Annotated in this window: 21 protein-coding genes; 3 read left to right on the forward strand and 18 right to left on the reverse strand. The window is 32.8% G+C overall.

Translation table 11 applies throughout. The features are described from left to right. Nucleotides 1-318 precede the first annotated feature (318 nt). Entirely contained in the window at nucleotides 319-1,920 is a 1,602-nt protein-coding gene (locus FEM21_RS13795; protein WP_035661475.1) for a fumarate hydratase, read from the forward strand. A gap of 106 nt (nucleotides 1,921-2,026) precedes the next feature. Here FEM21_RS13795 and FEM21_RS13800 read toward each other — a convergent pair whose 3' ends face one another. From FEM21_RS13800 to FEM21_RS13865, 14 genes are all read right to left on the reverse strand, one after another. Further along, nucleotides 2,027-2,683, reverse strand: coding sequence for a CoA transferase subunit B (locus tag FEM21_RS13800; RefSeq protein ID WP_035661478.1), 657 nt, complete (start codon nucleotides 2,681-2,683; stop codon nucleotides 2,027-2,029). A 39-nt stretch (nucleotides 2,684-2,722) separates the two neighbouring features. Further along, the gene (locus FEM21_RS13805) at nucleotides 2,723-3,070 is read right to left on the reverse strand and encodes a four helix bundle protein (protein ID WP_035661481.1); all 348 of its coding nucleotides are present in this window, start codon (nucleotides 3,068-3,070) and stop codon (nucleotides 2,723-2,725) included. A gap of 32 nt (nucleotides 3,071-3,102) precedes the next feature. Beyond that, the gene (locus FEM21_RS13810) at nucleotides 3,103-3,804 is read right to left on the reverse strand and encodes a CoA transferase subunit A (RefSeq protein ID WP_035661483.1); all 702 of its coding nucleotides are present in this window, start codon (nucleotides 3,802-3,804) and stop codon (nucleotides 3,103-3,105) included. An 82-nt stretch (nucleotides 3,805-3,886) separates the two neighbouring features. Further along, nucleotides 3,887-4,312 (reverse strand): GNAT family N-acetyltransferase, encoded by a 426-nt coding sequence (locus FEM21_RS13815; protein WP_035661485.1) that lies wholly within the window; start codon nucleotides 4,310-4,312, stop codon nucleotides 3,887-3,889. 29 nt (nucleotides 4,313-4,341) lie between these two features. Further along, on the reverse strand, nucleotides 4,342-6,642 hold the full coding sequence (locus FEM21_RS13820) for a penicillin-binding protein 1A (RefSeq protein ID WP_035661487.1): 2,301 nt from the start codon (nucleotides 6,640-6,642) through the stop codon (nucleotides 4,342-4,344). 2 nt (nucleotides 6,643-6,644) lie between these two features. Beyond that, on the reverse strand, nucleotides 6,645-7,127 hold the full coding sequence (locus FEM21_RS13825) for a gliding motility lipoprotein GldH (RefSeq protein WP_035661490.1): 483 nt from the start codon (nucleotides 7,125-7,127) through the stop codon (nucleotides 6,645-6,647). After that, complete coding sequence (locus FEM21_RS13830) at nucleotides 7,111-8,406, reverse strand: PSP1 domain-containing protein (RefSeq protein ID WP_035661493.1); 1,296 nt, start codon at nucleotides 8,404-8,406, stop codon at nucleotides 7,111-7,113. Before FEM21_RS13830 ends, FEM21_RS13825 begins: the two co-directional genes overlap by 17 nt. A 183-nt stretch (nucleotides 8,407-8,589) precedes the next feature. Continuing rightward, nucleotides 8,590-9,948 (reverse strand): oxygen-dependent tRNA uridine(34) hydroxylase TrhO, encoded by a 1,359-nt coding sequence (trhO, locus tag FEM21_RS13835; RefSeq protein ID WP_035661497.1) that lies wholly within the window; start codon nucleotides 9,946-9,948, stop codon nucleotides 8,590-8,592. Between the two features lie 133 nt (nucleotides 9,949-10,081). Beyond that, a complete protein-coding gene (locus tag FEM21_RS13840; RefSeq protein ID WP_035661500.1) occupies nucleotides 10,082-12,352 on the reverse strand; it encodes a helix-turn-helix domain-containing protein in 2,271 nt (756 codons plus the stop codon). 111 nt (nucleotides 12,353-12,463) lie between these two features. Beyond that, complete coding sequence (locus FEM21_RS13845) at nucleotides 12,464-13,066, reverse strand: OmpH family outer membrane protein (protein WP_236353658.1); 603 nt, start codon at nucleotides 13,064-13,066, stop codon at nucleotides 12,464-12,466. A 253-nt stretch (nucleotides 13,067-13,319) separates the two neighbouring features. Continuing rightward, nucleotides 13,320-14,168, reverse strand: coding sequence for a class I SAM-dependent methyltransferase (locus FEM21_RS13850; RefSeq protein WP_035661504.1), 849 nt, complete (start codon nucleotides 14,166-14,168; stop codon nucleotides 13,320-13,322). A 235-nt stretch (nucleotides 14,169-14,403) separates the two neighbouring features. Further along, nucleotides 14,404-16,275 carry a tRNA uridine-5-carboxymethylaminomethyl(34) synthesis enzyme MnmG gene (mnmG, locus tag FEM21_RS13855; RefSeq protein WP_035661507.1) on the reverse strand — a complete coding sequence of 624 codons (1,872 nt, stop codon included), beginning with the start codon at nucleotides 16,273-16,275 and terminating at the stop codon, nucleotides 14,404-14,406. Nucleotides 16,276-16,469: 194 nt separating this feature from the next. Next, nucleotides 16,470-16,889 carry an rRNA maturation RNase YbeY gene (ybeY, locus tag FEM21_RS13860; RefSeq protein WP_035661510.1) on the reverse strand — a complete coding sequence of 140 codons (420 nt, stop codon included), beginning with the start codon at nucleotides 16,887-16,889 and terminating at the stop codon, nucleotides 16,470-16,472. Beyond that, complete coding sequence (locus FEM21_RS13865) at nucleotides 16,886-20,161, reverse strand: glutamyl-tRNA synthetase (RefSeq protein WP_035661513.1); 3,276 nt, start codon at nucleotides 20,159-20,161, stop codon at nucleotides 16,886-16,888. The genes ybeY and FEM21_RS13865 overlap by 4 nt, the downstream gene beginning before the upstream one ends. A gap of 167 nt (nucleotides 20,162-20,328) precedes the next feature. On the opposite strand from FEM21_RS13865, the gene gltX reads away from it, so the two are divergent. Beyond that, entirely contained in the window at nucleotides 20,329-21,834 is a 1,506-nt protein-coding gene (gene gltX / locus FEM21_RS13870; protein ID WP_035661516.1) for a glutamate--tRNA ligase, read from the forward strand. Nucleotides 21,835-21,869: 35 nt separating this feature from the next. On the opposite strand, the gene FEM21_RS13875 is transcribed toward gltX, so the two are convergent. Beyond that, nucleotides 21,870-22,511 (reverse strand): outer membrane beta-barrel protein, encoded by a 642-nt coding sequence (locus tag FEM21_RS13875; RefSeq protein WP_035661551.1) that lies wholly within the window; start codon nucleotides 22,509-22,511, stop codon nucleotides 21,870-21,872. Nucleotides 22,512-22,588: 77 nt separating this feature from the next. Here FEM21_RS13875 and FEM21_RS13880 point away from each other — a divergent pair, with 77 nt between their 5' ends. Further along, a complete protein-coding gene (locus FEM21_RS13880; protein ID WP_035661518.1) occupies nucleotides 22,589-23,569 on the forward strand; it encodes an SPFH domain-containing protein in 981 nt (326 codons plus the stop codon). 20 nt (nucleotides 23,570-23,589) lie between these two features. Here FEM21_RS13880 and FEM21_RS13885 read toward each other — a convergent pair whose 3' ends face one another. The 3 genes from FEM21_RS13885 to FEM21_RS13895 are packed head-to-tail and all read right to left on the reverse strand — an operon-like array spanning nucleotide 23,590 to nucleotide 24,521. Next, nucleotides 23,590-23,844 (reverse strand): DUF6327 family protein, encoded by a 255-nt coding sequence (locus FEM21_RS13885; RefSeq protein ID WP_035661521.1) that lies wholly within the window; start codon nucleotides 23,842-23,844, stop codon nucleotides 23,590-23,592. 2 nt (nucleotides 23,845-23,846) lie between these two features. Further along, nucleotides 23,847-24,197: a hypothetical protein gene (locus FEM21_RS13890; protein ID WP_035661524.1), complete on the reverse strand. Its 351-nt coding sequence runs from the start codon at nucleotides 24,195-24,197 to the stop codon at nucleotides 23,847-23,849. Between the two features lie 27 nt (nucleotides 24,198-24,224). Continuing rightward, nucleotides 24,225-24,521 (reverse strand): YtxH domain-containing protein, encoded by a 297-nt coding sequence (locus tag FEM21_RS13895; protein ID WP_035661527.1) that lies wholly within the window; start codon nucleotides 24,519-24,521, stop codon nucleotides 24,225-24,227. Nucleotides 24,522-24,796 lie beyond the last annotated feature (275 nt).

The raw sequence follows: 24,796 nt of genomic DNA on the forward strand, positions 1-24,796 counted from the left end.
TAACAATAATTCTAGGTTTTTTAATTTATTTTTCATTCTTTTGAAATCTTCATTTAAACAATTAAAAAATGTCAAAGTACACAAAATACATTGCAATAGGATTAATGATTCTATTTTTAGTTACTAGTTTGTTAGCTTAATAGCTTTCAAAATCTATTTAAAAAAACACTTTTTTTTCAGCTTATTATTCAGTAAATCAGAGCTTTTTTGATTACTGATTTATAACAAAAAAAGTGTTTTTTTGTATTATTAGCCTTCTTCAAAAGTCCGTGCTGCGGTAAATATTTTTTATATTTGCGAAAAAAAATAAAAAAACCAATGGACTTTATTTATCAGGATTCTTATCCTATTTTAAAAGATGATACTCAATACCGAAAAATCACTTCCGATTACGTAAAAGTAGAAAAATTAGGAGACAGAGAAATCCTAACTGTTGATCCAAAAGGCTTAGAATTACTTTCGCAGGAAGCTATGAAAGACGTTTCTTTTATGTTGAGAACTTCGCATTTAGAGAAACTAAAAGCTATTCTTGATGATCCTGAAGCAACCGACAACGACCGTTTTGTGGCTTATAATTTATTACAAAATGCTGTTGTAGCTATAGATGGTGAATTACCTTCTTGCCAGGACACCGGAACAGCGATTGTAATAGCCAAAAAAGGTGAAAACGTGTATACAGGTGTTGATGATGCCGAATGGCTTTCTAAAGGGATTTTTAACACCTACGTTGAAAGAAACTTACGTTATTCTCAAATTGTTCCTATCAGCATGTTTGAAGAAAAAAACTCAGGTTCTAATCTTCCGGCACAAATTGATATTTATGCTAAAAAAGGAGCTTCTTACGAGTTCTTGTTTTTAGCAAAAGGTGGAGGTTCTGCCAATAAAACGTACTTGTACCAACAAACGAAATCCTTGTTGAACGAAAAATCATTAGATGCTTTCATTCGTGCTAAAATCATGGATCTAGGAACTTCGGCTTGTCCGCCTTATCATTTGGCTTTAGTGATTGGAGGAACTTCTGCCGAAGCCACTTTGGCTACGGTTAAAAAAGCTTCTGCAGGTTATTATGATCATTTGCCTACTACCGGAAACATGGCTGGTCAGGCTTTTCGTGATTTGGAATGGGAAAAACGTGTTCAGCAAATTTGCCAGGAAAGTGCCATTGGAGCACAATTTGGAGGAAAATATTTCACGCATGATGTTCGCGTAATCCGTTTGCCTCGTCACGCTGCTTCTTGTCCGGTAGGATTAGGAGTTTCCTGTTCGGCAGATAGAAATATTAAAGGAAAAATTACTAAAGACGGTATTTTCGTAGAGCAATTAGAAGTAAATCCAAAACGTTTATTACCGGAAACACCACCACATTTAGAAGAGGCGGTTGAAGTTGACTTGAACCAACCAATGGCTGATATTCTTAAAAAATTATCTCAATATCCAATTAAAACCCGTTTAAAATTAAACGGAACTTTGATTGTAGCCCGTGATATTGCACACGCAAAAATCAAAGAATTATTGGACGCTGGTAAACCAATGCCAGACTATTTCAAAAATCACCCGATTTATTACGCAGGTCCTGCTAAAACTCCGGACGGAATGCCATCAGGAAGTTTTGGACCAACAACTGCCGGACGTATGGATGTATATGTTGAGGAATTCCAGAAAAATGGCGGAAGTATGGTGATGCTTGCCAAAGGAAACCGTACTAAAGATGTGATGAATGCCTGTAAAACTTACGGAGGATTCTATTTAGGTTCTATCGGAGGTCCTGCTGCTATTTTAGCTAAAGAAAATATCCTTTCAGTAGAAGTTGTTGACTTTGAAGAATTAGGTATGGAAGCTGTTCGTAAAATTACTATCAAAGATTTCCCAGCTTTTATTATTACTGATGATAAAGGAAATGATTTCTTTGAGAATTTATAATTTGAGTTACTAAGTTGCTAAGAATCTGAGATTCTAAGTTTACAAATATTTTTAACCGCAAATTCGCAGATTTTTATATAATCTGTGAATTTGCGGTAATTTTTTTTTAGTTAATTTTCATCTCAGGAATTTCACCATCAATAATTAATTCCGCTTCTGTAGAGGCAATGATTTCTTCAACTGAAATACCTGGCGCGCGTTCTAAAAGTTTAAAACCTTTTGGAGTTACTTCGATAACAGCAAGCTCGGTTACTATTTTTTTAACGCAGCCTACGCCAGTTAATGGCAAAGTACATTTTTTAAGAATTTTGGATTCTCCTGCTTTGTTGACCTGCATCATAGCTACGATAATGTTTTCGGCAGAAGCCACTAGATCCATAGCACCGCCCATTCCTTTAACCATTTTACCAGGAATTTTCCAATTGGCAATATCACCTTTTTCTGAAACTTCCATCGCTCCAAGAATCGTTAAATCAACATGCTGACCGCGAATCATTCCGAAACTGGTTGCCGAATCAAAAAACGAAGCGCCCGCTAAGGTAGTTATCGTTTGTTTTCCGGCATTAATAATGTCAGCGTCTTCTTCCCCCTCAAAAGGAAACGGACCCATGCCCAGAACACCGTTTTCGCTTTGTATTTCAACATTTATTCCCTCGGGAATATAGTTAGCCACCAAAGTAGGAATTCCTATCCCTAAATTGACATAATAGCCGTCTTTAAGTTCCTGAGCAATTCGTTTTGCAATATCTTCTTTTGTTAACATAATTAATGTACTAATTTATTAATTTACCAGTTTACCAATTCAGGATAACGTCTTACTAGAACTAATGATCTTGTAAATGATAAGTCCAATTTCATTGATTTTGAATTTCAATTGAGATTCAAAGGGATAAGAAGGAGCTCTTTCGCATAATGTGAGCCAATATTTTGTCTCTTCAATTTCTTTAGCAGCAATTTTCATTTTATGAATAAAATCAGCTCTACTTTCAGCGTTTTGAGCCTCATGAACGTTAGCACCAATACTTGTTCCTGATTTTAATAATTGATTAGAAATTACAAATTTTCTATTTTGTTCTAAAATTTCACAAAAAGCGATAATCTCTAATGCAAAATCTATTGTTCTAGAAACAATTATATTTTCTTTTTCCATACAATTGATACATTTTTTAATTAAAAAATTGATTAATTTCTAGCACGAACAGTTCTTTTCTCAATTCGCTTCTCGTATTTCTCACCTTGAAAAATACGTTGTACAAAAATTCCGGGAATATGAATTTGATTAGGATCTAATGTTCCTGCTTCGACCAATTCTTCAACTTCGGCAATGGTAATTTTTCCGGCACCTGCCATGGCAGGATTAAAGTTTCGGGCCGTTCCTTTAAAGATTAAATTTCCTGCGGTATCTCCTTTCCATGCTTTTACAATAGAAAATTCAGCTTTGAAGGCCAATTCCATTACGTGCATTTTTCCGTTAAATTCTCTGGTTTCTTTTCCAATGGCTACTTCGGTTCCATATCCAGCTGGAGTGAAAAAAGCCGGAATTCCAGCCTGAGCAGCGCGACAACGTTCGGCAAGCGTACCTTGTGGAACCAATTCTACTTCGAGCTCACCCGAAAGCATCTGGCTTTCAAACTCAGCATTTTCACCTACATACGAAGAAATCATTTTTTTGATTTGTCTTTTTTGCAAAAGCAAACCCAAACCAAAATCATCTACTCCCGCATTATTAGAAATACAAGTCAGGTTTTTGACTTCTTTTCGAACTAATTCGGCAATGGAATTTTCGGGAATACCACATAATCCAAAACCGCCCAACATAATAGTTACATTATCCTGAACATCATGTAGCGCTTCCTGAACCGAATTTACTTTTTTATTAATCATAACGAATTGATTTCTTTTTGATTCTTAAAAATAAGTTTTTATTTTCAAAAACAATAGTACAATTCGCCTAAAATAAAAGTTTTCAATCTAGTTTTTTATGAAAATGATACGCGCTTATAGTAAAATCTTCTTTGAAGTATAATTTATGAGCTTTAGTACGGCTTGGACCAGAATCCAATTGTATCGAAATACAGTTCTGTTCTAGAGCAATTTCTTTTAAATGATTTAGAAGTTTTGAAGCATATCCTTTACCTCTATGAGATTCCAATGTAGAAAGATCATCAAGATAAAGCATTTTACCACAATAGAGCATCGTATGGATACGATAACCTGCAATTGCTATCACTTGCTTATTTTCTTCGATATAAAGCAAATGATAGCCTTCTTTTTGCATATCCTGTATTTGAGAAATAAAATTTTCTTTGACCAGCATAGGTCTTAGAACAGAAATAGCTTCCCAACAGAAAGCTATTTCATTTTCGGTTATTGCCATTTTAATTTCTGACATAATCAATATCTTTTAATTTTAAATCTCTTTTAAAATTCAAATTCGTCGGTATCCTGAATCACAGCAGTGGTATCTTTTACTTTGGCAGGCGCTTGATAACAATCCACTTTTATAGAAAGATTCGCTGGTCGGTCAAACGGACTTTTAGATACTTTTAAGTTAGGATCCTGATAACATAATTTCATAAAATAACCCCAAACTGGTAATGCTGCTGTAGCTCCCTGACCATAAGTAAGACTTTTAAATCGAGCCGAACGATCTTCGCAACCTACCCAAACTCCGGTTACTAAATTTGGAACCATTCCCATAAACCATCCATCAGATTGATTTTGTGTTGTTCCTGTTTTACCTGCAATTGGATTGGTAAAAGCATAAGGATAACCTGTCCATCTCTTATCACCGTTTCCTCCGTAAGTAGATCTTAATCTGTTACCCGAACCTCCTTCAACAACTCCTTCCAGTAATTTAACTACTGCAAAGGCGATATCTTTATTTAAAACGTCATGCGATTCCGGAATTGGCTCATAAATTACAACACCACTTTTATCTTCGATTCTTGACAAAAACTGTGGTTTATTATAAACTCCCTGATTAGCAAAAGTACTGTAAGCAGCCACCATTTCTTCAACCGTAATATCTACCGCTCCAAGTGCAATAGAAGGTTGAGCAGGAATTTGTGTTTTTACACCCAATTTATGCGTTAGTTTAATAACTGCCTCTGGCCCTACTTTATCAATTAATTTAGCCGAAACAGTATTAATCGAATTGGCCAATGCTTTTTTCAAAGTGACCATTCCAAGGTAAGTATTGTTAGAATTTCTAGGAGTCCAGGTTTCAGTTACGTGATGACGTCCTACAGGAATTGTAAACGGTGCATCGATAATAGAATCACAAGGTGACATATTCAACTGTTCAATAGCTGTTGCGTAAACAAACGGTTTGAAAGTAGAACCTACCTGTCTTGCTCCCTGCGCTACGTGATCATACTGAAAATATTTGTAATTAATTCCACCAACCCAAGCTTTGATGTTTCCTGTTTGAGGTTCCATTGCCATTAATCCCGCTTGCAAAAAGTGTTTATAATAACGAATAGAATCTAAAGGTGTCATTATAGTATCTTTTTCTCCTTTCCAGGTAAAAACAGTCATTTTTGTTTCTTTATTAAAAGATTCAATAATTTCATCTTCTGTTTTATCCATCGATTTCATTATATACCAACGGTTTGAAGCTTTCATAGCTAACTTTAAAACCCTATTGGTTTCCTTCTCAGAAATACCTACAAAAGGCGCATTTTTATTTCCTTTTTGTTCAATAAAAAACTGTTCCTGAAGATTTGCCATGTGTGCATTTACAGCTTCTTCTGCATGCAATTGCATTCTGGAATCGATAGTCGTATAAATTTTTAGTCCGTCTTTGTAAATATCATAGTCAGATCCGTCAGGTTTCTTATTTGTTTCTGCCCATTTTTTCATGTAATCACGCAAATATTCTCTAAAATAAGTAGCTGTTCCTTCTCTATGACTTTCTAATTTGAATTTTAATGTAATAGGCAAAGCTTGTAATTTTTCTTTTTCGGCACTCGAAATCATCTTTGCTTTTTCCATTTGTGCCAATACCACATTTCTACGGTTTTTAACTCCAACAGGATTTCTAACAGGATTATACAAACCTGAATTCTTGAACATTCCCACTAAAATTGCCGATTCATCAACGGTTAATTGTTTTGGTGTTTTCGAAAAATAAGTATGAGCCGCCGAACTTACTCCTACTGCATAATTTCCAAAATCATACACATTGCAATACATTGCAAGAATCTCATTTTTAGTATATTGTCTTTCTAATCGAATAGCAATAATCCATTCTTTTGCTTTTTGAACAATACGAAATGGTAAAAATTTAGAACCTTCGCCATGAAACAATTGTTTTGCTAATTGCTGTGTTAAAGTACTCGCACCACCATTAGTTCCTAAAGTTAAAATGGCTCTTAATGTTCCACGTCCGTCAATTCCTGAATGCTCATAAAAACGCTCATCCTCAGTAGCAACAAGAGCATCTACCAGATTTTTAGGCAAATCAGAATATTTTAACTGCGAACGATTCGTTTGAAAATACTTTCCAATTACCACTCCATCAGAAGAAATAATTTCAGTAGCCAGGTTAGAATCCGGATTTTCTAAGTCTTCAAATGAAGGCATAGAACCAAAAAGTCCCCAGGAAGCAAAAAGGAAAAAAAGAACAATTCCTCCCATTCCATACATAAAAAACTTCCAGAATTTTTTATTGTAATACTTAAAATCGTGATTGTTATTATTTGTTTTTTTAGTTGCCATAACTATCTATTCTTTTTTTCTATTCTTAAACCTACTTCTGTAATACCATCTAATTCTGTAACTCCGGGAACTTTACCGCTTTCTCTAACGGCTTGTTTTATATTGAGTTTGTATTTTCCTCTAAATCGTACATTCTCTTTAAAATACAATTTACTTTCTTTAATATCTGTAAATCCGTTTCCTAACAAAGTTCCATCCGGAGCTGCCATTTGATATTCTAAAGTATCGACTTTAGTGTAACCATTTGGTTTTTCTAAAGTTACAATCAGAAAAAGATTGTTGTACGGATAATTGTTATTGTCCCGAATATTTATAAAAAGATCATATCTTTTTGTCGAATCCAATTCGGGTAAATTAAAAGAAACTACACTGTCTTTATGCCATGCACTACCAACGGATTTGTATTCATCAAAAACTCTTTCTTTGTCACATGAAAAAAAGAATATGCTAACTAAAAGCAGTAAAATGCTATTTTTTAGTTTCATTTTTTTTAATAATTATTGGTTTTCTAGGTCCTTTAGGTTTCTTATCACCAGCTGGTTTTTGCGCCGCATCAGCCGGTTTATTTTGATTTTTGTGTACCGGTTTTTTAGTATTAGGATTTGGATTCGGAGCCCCAACATTGTTCTCAACTGCTTTTTTAGGCTTTTTATTGTTTCGTTTATTTCTTTTTGGCTGATCAAAACGAGTTAAACTTTCCTGCCCCATAGCATTATTGAAATCTTTTTCAACTTCCTGAGTTACTTCAATGGCAAAATCTTCTAATGAAGCAACTTTCTTTTTCTGCTTATTTTCGGCTATAATTTCTTTTACCTTATCAATTTTTAGAACATGCCAGTTAGCGAAATTATTCGTGTAAGCAAACCACATTAAACCTTTAAAAATATCTTGTTTTTGGCAAACAGCATCTCCTTTTTCAGTGCTTAATTTGGTTTCAAATTCAGGAAAACCTTTTAAAGCGTCCATGTAAGTGTCTAATTCATAGTTCAAACAACACTTTAATTTTCCGCATTGTCCTGCTAATTTTTGAGGATTCAACGACAATTGCTGGTAACGTGCTGCCGATGTATTTACACTTCTAAAATCAGTCAGCCAGGTAGAACAGCATAATTCTCTACCACAAGAACCAATTCCGCCCAAACGAGCTGCTTCCTGACGGAAACCTACTTGTTTCATCTCGACTCTGGTACTAAATTCTTTGGCAAAATCTTTAATTAAAAGTCTAAAGTCAACACGATCATTTGCAGTATAATAAAAAGTAGCTTTCGATCCATCTCCCTGAAATTCAATATCAGAAATTTTCATTTCCAGTTTGTGCTGAATTGCTAATTCACGTGCACGCACTTTCATTGGTTCTTCTCTATTTCGGGCAGCTGACCAAATATCAATGTCTTTTTGAGAAGCTTTTCGATACACTTTTGGAACTTCGGTACTGTTAGGATCAACTCCTTTTTTCTTCATTTGGATGCGAACTAATTCGCCTGTCAAAGTAACAATTCCAATATCATGTCCGGGAGAAGCAACAGTTGCTACTATGTCTCCCATACTCAAAGTTAATTTCTCAGTATTTCGATAAAACTCTTTTCTACCATTTTTAAAACGGACTTCAACTCCATCAAATGGAGCGTCACCATTAGGCAAACTCATATTCGAAAGCCAATCGAAAACCGTTAATTTATTGCAGCTATCGGTGCCGCAAGTCCCATTATTTTTACAACCCTTTGGTGCGCCACCATCAGAAGTTGAACAACTTGCACATGCCATAATTTTATATGTAGTGTTGTAACTAGTACAACTTAAGTTCTTAAAACGTTTAATCCGTAAAGATAGTATTTTTTAATCTTAAGTTGCAAGACTAAGAATTCCCAAAAAGATTAAATTTTTTACAAAAAAACCTATTCCAAATGATTATGAAATAGGTTCTTAAAAACAATTTTATATTTAGTTTTAATCTAAAATTTTATAGATTTTATCTGATAATCTAATTCGGAATGGAACTTCAAAAGTAACTTTATCTCCCAATTTAGCAGTTGGAACTTCAGTTCCATCAACAATGATTTTGTCTAAAAATAATTCCTGATTACCAGTTGTTGGTCCCGAAATTAAAATTCTATCACCTTCATTTAATTCTTGGTTTTCCACCGTAAACTGCCCTACCTGAGCTTTTACATAATAATGCTCGGCTTTTCCAATTAAAGTCTTTTTTACTTTTATCTTCTGACGAATATCCGCCGATTTTGCAGCTGTAGCCAAAGCAGTATCAGACAAATCCCCTGAATGTTTGAACTTCAGACTTTCGGATTTTCCTTTTCTAAAAACCTTATTTCCTACCTGTTTTCCTCTTCTTAATTTTATTTGTTCATCATAAGGCAAATGAATCGTTTCATGACATTCCGTAGAACAAGTATTTTCCATTGCCGCCTTACAATCATCACATTGGATAAACAATAAATGACAACCATCGTTAGCACAATTGGTATGATTATCACAAGGTTTTCCACACTGATGGCATTGCGAAACAATATCATCAGTAATTCTTTCGCCTAAACGATTATCAAAAACAAAGTTCTTCCCGATGAATTTACTCTCTAAACCTTCTTCCTGAATTTGTTTGGCATAATTGATAATTCCGCCTTCTAACTGGTAAACATTTTTAAATCCCTGGTGTTTAAAATAAGCACTGGCTTTCTCGCAACGAATTCCACCAGTACAATACATTACCAATTTTTTATCTTCTTTGTGGTCTTGAAGTTGCTCGTTAATAATAGGCAAACTTTCTCTAAAAGTCTCCACATCAGGAGTGATAGCGCCTTTAAAATGCCCCACTTCACTTTCGTAATGATTTCTAAAATCAACTACAATGGTATCAGGATCTTCCAGAATTTCATTAAATTCCTTGGCTTTTAAGTGTACGCCTTTATTGGTTACATCAAAAGTATCGTCGTTCAATCCGTCGGCAACAATCTTATGACGGACTTTAATTGTCAATTTCAAAAATGCGTGATCGTCATGTTCTACGGCTACATTCAAACGAATGCCTTTCATGAAATCATATACCTCAAGAGTTTCTCTAAAAGCTTCAATATTTTCGGCAGGAACGTTCATTTGAGCGTTAATACCTTCGTGGGCAACATAAATTCGGCCCAAAGCATCAAGTGCATTCCAGGCTAGGAATAAATCGTCGCGAAATTTTTTAGGATCTTCAATTTTGGCATACGCATAGAAAGACAACGTAAGACGTTGTTGACCAGCCTGATCAATCAATTCGGCTCTTTCTTCTGCGCTTAAGGTGTTGTACAGTTGCATGCTATAAACGTTTTAAGTGAGAATATTTTTTGCAAAAGTATAAAAAATAATTAGAACCTTAAACCATTAAGTTAGTTAAGGAAATTAAGCGAAAACTTAATGAATCTTAACTAACTTAATGGTTAATAAATATTTAGTTCAAACTCGCCTTAAACATTCGCAGTTCTTCCCAGCTGTATTTTTCTCCAAATTGTTCTTTCATAGGAGTTAGGGATTCTTCTTTGTAGAATTTGAAGGCTTCTGCTAATTCGTCTAAGGTATCCTGAGGTAAAATTTCGCTAATAGAAATTCTTTTATCCTGAATTAATTTAACCAAATGACCCTGAATCGTTGTGACTGTCAACGTTCTGATTTTAGCAATATCTTCAATCGAATTTTTAGCTATCCATAAATCAAAAGTCTCTTCAACCGTAGATTTTTTCGGCTCTTTTTGGTCTTTTTTCTTCGAAATGTAACGGTTCAGATCGGCTTCATCTTCAATCAAATTCACGTGTGTTTCCTTGAATTGATTTTGAATGGCTTCTTTTTTCCTCGAAAGGTATTTTTTAATTTCGTCTGAAGTGAGTTTTTCTTTCGAAATAGCCTCATTAGCAATAACGGTTTCAATCAGCAATTTGGTTTTCATCAATCGCAAAACAGCTTTGGATTGCAATTCTTCCAGTTCCGATAATTCTTCAAAATAGGCTTTTGCTTTTTTTAAACGTTTGATTTCTTCAATTTTCCACAAAACCTCAAAAACCAAATCATCCATTGGTTTGAAAAAATAATCAAACGCTGCCTGAATTCGCGCTGAAACATGAATTAAATCCACCGTTTCATTCACAAATATTTTATTCAATTGCAAAATGAATTTTTTGGATGGATCCAAAAGAGATTCGATATTTTCTAGTTGTTTGGCTGCCCAAAGTGCATTCTTAGATTTTGCCGAAGTTTCTGTTTTATCAGAATAACTGAATTTATGATTACGCCATTCCTGAGCCAGATTGTACCAGTCGAAACTGTTAATCAGATAATTAAGTATAAAATTCTTGGTTTCAAAATGCAGGGAATTTTTAAGTACTTCTTCCGAAGCTTTATTTTGCGCATATTCCATCACATCCTGATCGTTAGAAATGCCGTTCATTCGCAACGGAGAAAGCAAAACCAGGCCTTCTAACGAACGCAAACGCGACAAAGCCACATAAGCCTGTCCGGGCATAAAAACCTGCGAAACATCGACTGCTGCTTTGTCAAAAGTCAATCCCTGGCTTTTATGCACCGTAATCGCCCAGGCTAATTTGATAGGATAATGTACAAAAGTGCCTAAAACCTCCTCCTCGACTTCCTTGGTCAATGGATCAACTTTGTAACGAATGTTTTGCCATTCGTAACGTTCTACTTCTATCGTTTTATTTTCTTCCGGGAAATGCACCAGAATTTCCTGGCTCGAAAGCGATTTGATAATTCCCATTTTGCCATTGAAATAGTTTTTTTCATAGTTCAAATCGTTTTTAACAAACATGATTTGAGCACCCACTTTCAATTGCAAATTGTATTCTATCGGATATATTTTCTCCGAAAAATCACCTGTGATTTCGGGTGTATAAGTAATTAATTCGCCTTTCAAATCTTCCAAAGCCTGAGCATTCATCCCATCGGCTTTTGCATTATGCGTGGTCAAAGTAATATAACCTTTATTAGCTTTTAAATCAAAATCAGGTTTTACATACTGATTCAAAACCTTAACATCTTCGGGAGTAATCTGGTTATTCCTCAAATTATTTAAAACCGAAATAAAACTAGTATCCGTCTGGCGGAAAATTTTAGATAATTCGATATACAAAGGCGGGCTTTGCTGAATAACATGCGAATGGAAAAAGAATTTTCCTCTGTAATAATTACGCAATGTACGCCATTCCTCATCCCTGATTACAGGTGGTAATTGCAACAAATCGCCAATAAACAAAACCTGAACACCACCAAAAGGAGTCGCTTTTTTACGAACGGTTTGCATCATGTAATCCATCGCGTCAAGCAAATCCGCACGCAACATACTCACCTCGTCAATAACCAGCAATTCCATATTTCGAATCACTGCTTTTTTGACTCCATTCATCTTAAAATGCCTACGCAAACTTTCCTTATTTTCAAATTTCACCGTTTCTGAAAAATGTGATTCGGCTGTATGCGAAGGAATAAATCCGCTAAACGGCAACTGAAACATTGAATGAATGGTAACTCCACCGGCATTTAAAGCCGCAATCCCCGTAGGCGCTACCACCACGGTATTTTTATGTGTAGTTTCAATAATTTCCCGAAGTAAAGTAGTCTTACCAGTTCCCGCTTTTCCAGTCAAAAAAACCGAACGCTGGGTTTGATTGATAAACTGTAAGGTGTATTTAGCGGCTTCGGATAAGGTTTGCATTGATTAAAATATAAGTTTTTTCTTTAATTTAAAATTGAACGATAAAAATAAATAAAAAAAGCCTTCAATTCAAATTTAGAATTGAAGGCTTATAGTTTTTTAATGAAAGAATTATTTCTTTTCTTCTTTCTTCTCCTCAGCTTTTTCTTCAGATTTGTACCTGTCATTCAACGCTTTAATGATTTCTTTAGTGATATCATATTTATCCTCAGCGTAAAGCACAGAAGCAGCATCACCAGTTCCGTAGATATAAGCATATCCATTTTTCTTTCCGTAATCTTTAATGAATTTTTTAACACCAGAAACTAAAGAATCCATTTCTTTACCACTTTCTTGTTGCAATTGTTGAGCTAATTGTTGTTGAGCATAACCTAATTGTTGTTCTCTTTTTTGTAATTCAGCTCCTCTTTTTTGAGCCCATTCCTGACCGTTAGCCTGTGCCTGAGATTGAAAATTTGCAGCATCTTGTTTAAAACGGTTAATCTCAGCTTCTAACTGTCTTCCTTTTTCTTCAGATTGCGCTTTATATTTTGCTTCTAAATCTTTGGCTTCTGTGTATTGTTTCATCAATTCAGAAGTATCAATGTAAGCAGTTTTTGCTTCTTTAACTTGATTTGTTGTTGTTTTATTACAAGCAACAACCGAAACAGCAATTGCAATAATTAATAATGCTTTTTTACTCATATTATAAATAGTTCTCTTTTGGTGAATCATTGATTTCATTTTGATTTATTTCTGAATTAATGTGTGTTTGACAAAAATATAAAAAAATAGATAGCTTCTTAAAAAACTTTAGAAATTGGCTATTTTTTATAGTATTAGATTTAATTATTATAAAAACAATAACGATAAAAATACGTTATTAAAATCGACTTTATTATATCGATTTTAAGCGACTTTTAAAAAATAGCAATCAAAAGATATAGTTTTGTACTAAAAACATCAGGAAAACGACTTAAAATACGTTTTAGTTGTTTTTTAAGACATAAATTAACGAAGAATACTCAAAATTTTGTTTTGCTTTCCAATTTGACTGTAATCCGATGAAAAATGCTTTTATAAAATTCATTTTTCCATTTTTATACTTTTCCGAAAGTAAACTCACGTAAAAAGAATCAAACTTCATAGGAAGCACTTTTTCTAATTTCATATTTTCATTTTTAAAAAGAATTTGAATTGCTTTTTTAGAAAAATGCCAAAAATGAATTGGTACATCAAACGCAGCCCAAAAAGTTCCATAGTGTTTTGCATCGAAAGATTTGAAATTAGGGACAGCAACAATTAAAGTTCCTGATGGTTTCAATAAACGTTTTAATTCTTTAATCTGAAAATGTAAATCAGGGACATGCTCTAAAACATGCCACATAGTAATTACATCAAAACTTTGACTTTCTAATTCAGCTGTATTTTCTACAAATGAAATTCCTTTGCTAATTGCAATTCCTTTAGCACGATCACTTGGTTCAATTCCGATTGTATGCCAACCGTCGTTTTTAGCCACAGTTAAAAAATCTCCCGTTCCTGCTCCTATATCCAAAATTCTTCCTTTAGATTTTTGCTGAGAATTAATTAAATTCAATTTATTTTTTAAAGCAATGCTTTTTACAAAATGATAAGCTTTTTCAAATAAAGAACGTTTATTATCAGTATGCGAAATATAATCTTCACTTTCGTAATACTTTCCTAAATTTTCTAAAGAAGGTTGCGGATGCGTGATTAACATATCCAAATCTTCATCATGATATAATTCGAAAATTTCTTTAGAAACAGAATGGTCTTTAACCGTAAGGAAATGTTTTTTATTTGAAATATCCATTTTTTAGTTTTCGGTGGTTGGTTTAGAATGAGGTAAAATTTTATACTAATTTTAAAAAGAGTAATAAATCGAAATCTATTACTCCTATTTTTTTTTAAATCACTTTTCTTAGTAATGACAAGGTTTTCGAGCGTAGTTTCACGTGGAACAATTAAAGTTTAGATGTGGAAAGTTAAAGATTAGAAATTCGCATTTTAATACTTCTAACCTTTAACTTCCCACTTCTAACTTCATATTATCTTCCCATGTAAATCAACAATACAGAAATATCACTAGGAGAAACACCGCTAATTCTTGAAGCTTGCGAAATTGTCACAGGACGAATCTTATTCAATTTTTGTTTAGCTTCAATAGACATCGATTTGATTTTATTATAATCAAAATCATCCGGAATTTTTACATCTTCCAATCGGGTTAGCTTATCAGCATTATTTCTTTCCTTTTCAATATAGCCAGAATACTTCACCTGAATTTCTGCCTGTTCTAAAATTTCCTGATCTAAATTGTTTTCTTCAACATACGATTGAACTTTTTCAAACTTAATCATGTCTTCCAAATCAATTTGCGGACGAGAAAAGATCTTAAACATTTTATCACCCTGAGAAATTGGCGCGCTTCCTTTAGATTCCAAAATAGGATTGGTCTCTCCTATCGTAACACTGGTTTCTCTAAAAAATGAAACCATTTTTTCTGATTCATTCAGTTTGCGTTCCATTCTTCGTAAACGAGCTTCTGAAGCCAAACCAATTTCATAAGACATGGGCGTTAGTCTAAAATCGGCATTATCCTGACGCAATAAAGTTCTGTACTCGGCACGGGAAGTAAACATTCGATATGGTTCTTCAGTTCCCTTTGTAATCAAATCATCGATCAAAACTCCAATATAAGCTTCATCGCGTTTTAAAATTAACGGCGCTTTTTCATGCACTTTTAAATGCGCATTAATTCCAGCCATTAATCCTTGAGAAGCTGCTTCTTCATAACCTGTAGTTCCATTAATTTGTCCGGCAAAATACAATCCTTCAACCAACTTTGTTTCTAAAGTATGTTTTAATTGCGTTGGTGGAAAATAATCATACTCGATAGCATAACCTGGACGAAAGAATTTCACTTTTTCAAATCCTGCTACAGAACTCAATGCTTTGAATTGGACATCTTCCGGAAGCGAAGTTGAAAATCCGTTTACATACACTTCACATGTATTCCATCCTTCCGGTTCAACAAAAAGCTGGTGTCTTTCTTTATCAGCAAAACGATTAATTTTATCTTCAATAGACGGACAATATCTTGGTCCTAAACTTTTAATTCGTCCGTTGAACATTGGCGAACGATCAAAACCTGATCTCAAAATATCATGAACTTCGAGCGAAGTATATGTCATGTGACAAGAACGTTGATGCGTCAACGGAGTAGTCAAATCAGAATATGAAAACTTGTCCGGTTTAGCATCTCCTTTTTCTTCATTCATTTTCGAATAATCCAAAGAGCGACCATCAACACGAGGGGGTGTTCCGGTTTTCATTCTGCCCGCTTCAAATCCGGCTGCAATCAAATCTTCCGTAATTCCGTATGCAGCACTTTCTCCTGCTCTTCCTCCACCGAATTGTTTTTCTCCAATATGAATCAATCCGTTCAGGAAAGTACCATTGGTCAAAACCACCGATTTGGAACGAATTTCAATTCCAAGAGAAGTTCGAATTCCTTTTACTTTTCCGCTTTCAATAATCAAACCTTTTACCATTTCCTGATAAAAATCAAGATTTGGAGTTCCTTCCAACATCATTCTCCATTCTTCGGCAAAACGCATACGGTCACTTTGAACACGCGGAGACCACATGGCTGGTCCTTTCGACTTGTTCAGCATCTTGAATTGAATTGCAGTCCTATCAGAAACAATTCCCGAATAACCTCCAAGCGCATCAATTTCACGTACAATTTGACCTTTGGCAATTCCACCCATTGCAGGATTACAAGACATTTGTGCTATGTTTTGCAAACTCATTGTAACCAACAAAGTTTTCGAACCCAAATTTGCAGCAGCAGCAGCAGCTTCACAACCTGCGTGACCAGCGCCCACAACAATTACATCATACTCTTCTAAAAACATTTGATTTCAGATTTTTGATTTCAAATTTCAGATTTACATCTGAAATCAATCTCAATTTTAATTACTTTTATTTATTTTGTTCCACGTGAAACAATTCTTTTTACATTTTCTATTTTAAATTTTTATTGAAAAAACCCAAGTGTTCCACGTGAAACAAATTTAAAATTTCGGTTTTTGAAACAGTCAAAACAATACTACTGTTCCACGTGGAACATAGCTATTTTTTCATCTTCTTTTAAACGCATTAATCGTTCATCCTCTTCGCCTTTATCTTTATAGCCGCAATAATGTAAAACACCATGAACCAAAACTCTTTTTAATTCTTCTTCAAAAGAAACATTAAAATCTTTAGCATTATCTTCAACACGTTCTACAGACACAAAAATATCACCATTAATTTCGTTACCCACTGTATAATCAAAACTAATAATATCCGTAAGTGTATCGTGATTTAAATACTCAACATTGATTTTATGAAGATAATCATCATCACAAAAAATATAATTAATCTCGCCTTCTTTCTTTTTTTCAGAAACAATAACAGCCGATAACCATGTAGCAATAGCTTCTTCATTATCTAAATTAAAGTCACTTTCGTAATTAAAGTTTATCATTTTGTTTTAAAATATTCTTGAACCTTGCGGTTAAAATTGGAGCGCAAAGGTAATGATTGTCTGTTTAATATCTCTATGCTATTTAAATAATCTATCAGAGCGTTAGGTAACGGTTTTGATTGATTAGAAAAGTCTTTTAAATTAGAATTTGACTGACGCTTATTTTCCTCACCTTGTTGCTGCAACGCATTATTTAATTTTAGTAATTCTTGTTTTAAATTTAAAACTCTTTGCATTGTTTCATTTTTAAAACCTCTATTCAAAAGCTGCTTTTCTAATTGTTTCATTTGCTCTACAGCAGATTGGCCTTGGTTACCTAAACCTTGTTTATTAAGTTCTTTTTCGAGTGCATCACGAAGTTCTTTTTGTTCTTTGTAAATATCCATAATAGCTTTAGCATCTCCTTCTCCATCTCCACCTTCGCCGGAATTTCCTTTACCATCTTTACCTACATTAGCATCTCCAGGTTTCATGCCCTTCCTAATTTTATTACCTAAAGCTTCTTGTTTAGAAATAATATCCGGTAATTGCATTCCTTCTCCCTGACCAGGTTTTGGTTTACCAGCTCCCATAGAAGACAAAGACATTTGCATATTATTTAATAATTCGCTTAAAAAATCACCCAGTTTATTAGCAGAAGCTACCGCATATTGCTGATGAGAAACACCTCTTGAAATTTGTGAATCAGTTAGTTTTTCAAGAGCCTTATCAAGATTGTATTGTACATTACCAACTTCCTTAGTAATTTCTTCGGTCATTTTTGGATTACGCAAAGACATCGCAAACAAACTATCATCAACATGTTTAAACTGCATTCTTAAATCTTGTTGCAATTTTATCTTTTTATTGAATGCTGGCGAACCGGAATTTAATGATTTAAATCCTTTCATAACATCTTCTTCAGAAAGAGAAAAAGCCAATAAATTATCCAGAATCTGACGTAGCATTTTTACATCTTCTTCCATTTGTTCCATCTCTGCTCCTTCCATTCCTTTATCCATTTTCATGGACATAGCTTTCATTTTTTTAGCTGCGCTTTTTTGTTTAGGCTTAGCTTTAGAACTACTATTATTTTTTAATTCTTCAGCAGCTTTCTTTAAATCTTCATCAATACTTTTTTCAGTAGTATCATCATTAGGAATATCTAAAGGCGATTTTAAATCTTTATTTTGCTTTTCAAGATCATTCAAATCTTCTTTGATTTTATCAAAATCTTTATTCATTTGCTGCTGATTAGAAAGTTTATTTTCCTTTTCATCTTCAGCAATTTTATCTTGCTTGTTAGCTAATTTATCTAATTTATCAGCTATTTGTTCGGCCTTTTTCTGAACATAATATTTCTTAGTCAATTCAACTAACTGCTGTAAATTCTTTACTTGATTTTTACTCTTTTGCTTAAACTGATCAAGTTTATCAAGAAAATCTTCATTCTTAATTTTATCATTTAAAGATTTTAATTCGTCTAAAAGCTTTTTGTTTTTTTCAATTTCTTCACTGTTCTTATCAAGACGATTTTCTAATTCTTTTTTAAATTCATCATCTGATTTGGCTTTAGATTCCTCTAAATTATTTTTCATCTTATCCATAAAATCACGCATCATTTGATCTTGCTTTTTTTGCTGCTGGATAAAATCGTTTATTTTTTGTTGGTCTTTAAATTCAAAATTTTCTTTCTCCTTTCCTGTCTTTTGAATCTTATCTAATTGAGAAAATTGCTTATCCTGATTCTTTAAAGATTGTTGCAATCCTTGAATATTATCGGATTGTTTTACTAAAAGTAAATCTTGTTTTTCCTGAGCAGTTATAATTCGATTTGAAAAAACAGCAGACTTTGAACTTTTAAAATTATGTAAAACATCATTATCAAAAACTTCAAAATAGTAATCATAAGTTGTTCCTTCTACAACAGGAAGATTAGATGGAAACGAAAAAACAAATTGATCAAAAACACCTTTCTTAATTGCAATTGTTCCACGTTTGGCAGTTGTAGGTTTATTCGATTCATAATAGACAACTTGCAATTTTGATAAACCATTATCATCGGCAATTTTACCTAAAAGATAGTTGCTAGCCAGCTTTAAACTGTCTGGAGCCTGATTAACACTAATACTTGGAAACTGATCTTTTACAACCGAAAGCTGATAATTCAATTTTTCGAAATTAGCAACTGAATTATTAGATGTAATTATTTGATAATCTGTATTTTCATTGATTTTTTTAGCTAAAAAAAAGTTATTTTCTGATTTAGAAAAAGGAAAAACCGCATTTGCATTAGAAAACACTACTTTTTGAGTAGCTAGTGTACTCATTTTCCATGTTACCAAAGTTCCTTCGGGAATAATTGCATTTCCAGTTCCTTTCACAATCTCAGCTTTCCGGTTTAAATGCGAAGGAAAATTCAATTGCATTTCGAAATTTAAAATGGATGGAACAGCAACAACTTTTAGAATATAATCTTTTGATGAAACTGTATTTCCCTCAAGATGAAAAGAAATATCCTGAATAGGTTTTTCTATTTTAAATTCAAATTCTCCAGGCTTAAGATTCTCCATAAAATAACTTTCATTATCAATAAAAATCATCACATTTTCAGGAACAACTTTACCAATAGTTTTCACTTTTAGCGTAAAATTTTTGTTCTGTTCGGTTTGTAAATTTGAATTTAAAAGGACAAATTCAAAAGGTGCAGGCGGCAAAAAAGAAGCATCAAAATTGACTACTCTATTAAAACTTTGAGAAATTATTGAATTATTTCCTGAGATATAAAAAGAAGCAAAAACCAAAACCGGAATTAAAGCGAGCGGTACATATTTTTTATTCGACTTGAAATCTATAGCATTCGAAAAAGGAATCGGTTGTAAAGCATTTGCTTTTTGTTCGATGGAAGCCAAAAGCAATTCGGATCTTTCTGAATTATTATCAGGATTTGAAAGCTGAATAAAATTGAGCAATTTATCTTTTACATCTGAAAAATGATTTCCAATTATTGAAGAAGCTTCGTTATAATCAATTCCTTTTTGAAATTTAAATAGCTTGAATACTGGAAATAAAATAAATCTAAAAAGTAAAAAGGCTTCTACTCCAACAAAAGCCCAAAACAAAAAAGTTCTTCCAATAGGTTTTAACCAAAGAAAATATTCTATAAAAAGCGTAAATAAAAAATACAATAATCCTAAACCAATAAAGAAAACGCTGCCTCTTATCAATTCGTTTAAATAATACTTTCTTATAAAAGCCTCTAATTTTCGATAAATAAAATTGGAACTATTCAAAATCTTTTATGCTTTATAATAACCCATAAAAGTAATAATTATACTAATATCAAATGCAATGGCAATAGCAATATCAATTGAAATAAACATCTATTAATTGAAAAACTTCTAACTTCTAACTTCTGACTTCTAACTTCTAATTATCTTTGTAGCAAAATTTATAAAAAATGTCAAACCCAATTCGTGTGCGTTTTGCACCTAGTCCAACGGGACCTTTACATATTGGCGGGGTTCGTACTGCCCTATTTAACTATTTATTTGCTAAAAAAAATGGTGGAACTTTCTATTTAAGAATTGAAGATACTGATCAAACTCGTTTTGTTCCCGGTGCTGAACAATACATCATGGAAGCCTTAGAATGGTTAGGAATTGCTCCTGATGAAACCATTGGAAAAAATGAAAAATTTGGTCCTTATCGTCAAAGCGAAAGAAAAGAATTGTACAAACAATATGCTGACCAATTGATCAATTCCGGTTGGGCTTATTATGCATTTGATACTCCGGAAGCATTAGATGCACATAGAAAAGAACATGAAGAAAAAGGAAAAACCTTTATCTACAATCATCATAACAGAGAAAAACTGGATACTTCTTTAGTAATTTCGGCAGAGGAAACTGCTAAAAGAATTGCTAATGGAGAGCATTATGTAATTCGTTTTAAAACGCCTGTTGACGAAATTTTACATTTGAAAGATATGATTCGTGGCATTGTAAAATTTGAAAGTAATCTTCTTGATGATAAAGTTTTATTTAAAAGTGACGGAATGCCTACGTATCATTTAGCAAATATTGTTGATGATCATTTAATGCAAACTACACACGTAATTCGTGGTGAAGAATGGTTGCCATCAATGCCATTGCATGTTTTATTATATCATGCCTTTGGTTGGGCAGCTCCTGATTTTGCTCATTTACCTTTGATTTTAAAGCCTGTTGGTAACGGAAAATTATCAAAACGTGATGGAGATAAATTAGGTTTTCCGGTATTTCCTTTAGAATGGAAAACAGAAGAAGGAATTTCATCAGGTTATAGAGAAAACGGATTTTTCCCTGAAGCTGTTGTTAACTTCTTAGCTCTATTAGGTTGGAATGACGGAACAGAACAAGAATTATTTTCGTTAGAAGAATTAGTTGAAAAATTTGATTTGAATAGAGTTCATAAGGCTGGAGCCAAATTTGATCCTGAGAAAAACAAATGGTTCAATCACCAATATTTAATCAAACAAAATGATGCTGATTTAGCTAAGGACTTCGCTCCTATTCTAGCAGAAAAAGGTTTTACTCCTAGTCTTGAACTGACAACTAAAATAGTTTCATTGATTAAAGAAAGAGCTAATTTTGTAACTGAATTTTGGGAATTAAGCGATTTCTTTTTTGTTGCTCCAACAGTTTATGATGAAAAAGCAAAGAAAAACTGGAAAGAAGAAACTCCGGCTTTGATGCAGGAATTAATTTCAGTTCTTGAAGAAATCACCGATTTTACTTCAGTAAATATTGAAACCATTGTAAAAGACTGGTTAACTAAAAACGAAATTGGAATGGGTAAAGTAATGCAGCCTTTCCGATTGAGTTTGGTGGGCGCTTTAAAAGGTCCTCACCTATTTGATATTGTTGAAATCATTGGAAAACAAGAAACAATTTCAAGAATTCAAAAAGCAATTGAAACGATATAAAACTAAAAGTCCCGACAAAAAAATCGGGACTTTTTTTATAAATAAACAATAAGATTTCCGTTTAGAATTCCTGGATTTCCTTTAAAATTATAACCTAAATCTTTCGAATTCAAATTCCCTAGCATATTTGTAATTCCGTATTGATAAGAAACATTGAATCTAAAATGTTTCACTCCGGCTGTGATTCCAACTGTTGGATAAAAATTAAATTTATTAATATCTACAATATCTTTAGTCAATAAAGTAGTTCCTGAAATAACATTATTTTCTTTATCAGAATCAACTTTGAATTTTCCATTTAGCTGAACTAAAGGACCAAATTCAAAAGATAAATGATTTTCGATAATTTTATAACTCAGTTGTAAAGATATTTGCGCTGATGCTAGTTTATAATTAACATCTTCTTTTCCAGAAACCAATTGGTCTGTAGCCACTAAAAAATTGTTTTCAGAAAACTGAACGGCATACACCATATCCCAATTATTATAAAAATTGCCACGAACAGAAAGACCAGCATTCCAGCCATTAGCAGGTTTTACATCAAAATTACTAGTATTTAAAGTAGTTTGATTGATTCCCCCGAATATTCCAATTCGATTAGAATCCCGATAACCATATTGAGCAAAACCAAAAACAGTTACTAAAAGGAAACAAAAAGTTAACGTAAGTTTTTTCATAAAAATGAATTTTAACAAAGACAAACCTAAAGTTTTTTTGTAATTTAACAACCATTTTTTAACTAAAACTGTATAACATGAACATTCCTTTCCTTTTCTTATTATTTATTGCGCTATTTATCTTTCTTTCCTCCTTCTTTACTGTCAAACAGCAAACTGCAGTGATTATAGAACGTTTTGGAAAATTTCAAAGTATCAGACATTCAGGTCTTCAACTTAAAATTCCATTAATAGATCGAATTGCCGGACGTGTGAATTTAAAAATTCAACAATTGGATGTTATTATCGAAACTAAAACTAAGGATAACGTTTTTGTTAAACTAAAAGTTTCTGTTCAATTTATGGTGGTTAAAGAAACGGTTTATGATGCTTTTTATAAACTGGAATATCCACACGATCAGATTACTTCTTATGTTTTTGATGTGGTTCGTGCCGAAGTTCCAAAACTAAAATTAGACGATGTTTTCGAAAGAAAAGACGATATTGCTGTAGCTGTAAAAAGAGAATTAAACGAAGCAATGACAACTTATGGATACACAATTATCAATACATTGGTTACTGATATTGATCCGGATATTCAGGTAAAAAATGCTATGAACAGAATTAATGCTGCCGACAGAGAAAAAACAGTAGCTGAATTTGAAGCCGAAGCATCAAGAATTAGAATTGTTGCCAAAGCCAAAGCTGAAGCCGAAAGTAAGCGTTTACAAGGACAAGGTATAGCCGATCAAAGAAGAGAAATTGCCCGTGGATTAGTCGAAAGTGTTGATGTTTTAAACAGAGTTGGAATCAATTCGCAGGAAGCCTCTGCCCTAATTGTTGTAACACAGCATTATGATACTTTACAGGCTATTGGAGCTGATACTAATTCGAATTTAATTCTTTTACCAAATTCTCCACAAGCCGGTAGTGAAATGTTGAATAATATGGTCGCTTCATTTAGCGCTTCCAATCAGGTAGGCGAAATGATGAAGAAAAACAAAAAGATTTCATCTAAAAAAGAAGAACCAAAATACGAAGAACCAGAAAATCCTTCAGAAGAAATTGATGAAGTATAATTACTAAACAAAAAAGAGGCTTAATTGCCTCTTTTTTTATTTATAAACCATTTAATGATAATTGGTATCAATAATCTAAATATTGCGCTGTAAGAGCTAAAAAAAGTACTTTTAATTGTATCAAAAACTGTAGTTGATACATTCGAAATAGAAAAACTTTCTTTTGTCTTTTGAACGCTTAAAACTAACTTTTGATAACTAATTTCTTTTTCGATTTTTAAAATCTCAAGTTCGCTATCAATTTGAGCGTAAGAAGAATATTTTTTTGTTTGCATGATTAGTCATTAAAAAAGATTTCTGAAAATTTCTCTAAAATTGGTCCTTCAATAATTTTATCTCTGACTAAAAATAATAAGGCTGTAAAAATAATATAAATCCCTCCAACACATAGAAAACCATAAGTATAACTTCCTAAACAATTACTAATAGCAAAGGCTAATGCAATAGAACAAAATAGTAAAACCATGCAAAAACAAAGTAAAATTAAGGTGAACTTTAAAATCATTGTAGTTGATTTCATAGCCATCTTAAATGCTAATAATTTATAATAAGAAAGATTTTTATCTATATAATCTTTAGTTTGATTTTGAATATTTTCTGAATGTTCTTTTAATTCCTCAAAAGCCATATTGTTTAATTACTGTTTTTAAATAAGTTATTTTTGAAGTTTAGCGTTTTGTTCTTTTAGTTCTGCTAATTTTACTTCCAGAAACGAAATCACATCTTCGGTTTTATGACTCATATTCGAAACTAATTCGCTATATGTTTCTTCTAAATCTACTTTAGCATTACTTAATTTAGATTTTAAATCTTTCTCAAGATCTTTATAACCGTCTTTAATTTTTTTTCTTGTTTTATCTCCTTTGTCTGGTGCAAATAAAATTCCTAGTGCGGCTCCAATTGCTGCACCACTTACAAGAGCTATAATTGTATTTCCAGTATTAGTTGCCATAATATTTATTTTTTTAAGTTTCCTTAAAGATACTAATTAATTTACAAAAAGCAGTCTTAAAGAATTGTTATAAAAAAGTTCGAACACATCAATTGTAAAAAAGTACTAAAATGTGTTGGCAATTGCTTTACAAATTCCATTTTACTAATGAAAGTATTAATTAAAGTTTAAAAAAAGCTAAAAACTAAAATAAAAGCATTTAATAAACGAAAAAAAGATAAATGAAACTTATATCAAATCATTTTTAAAAATGGCTTAAAATTAAAATATAAAAG

The sequence above is a fragment of the Flavobacterium seoulense genome (assembly GCF_000695795.1).
In the GTDB taxonomy this organism is placed as follows: Bacteria; Bacteroidota; Bacteroidia; order Flavobacteriales; family Flavobacteriaceae; genus Flavobacterium; species Flavobacterium seoulense.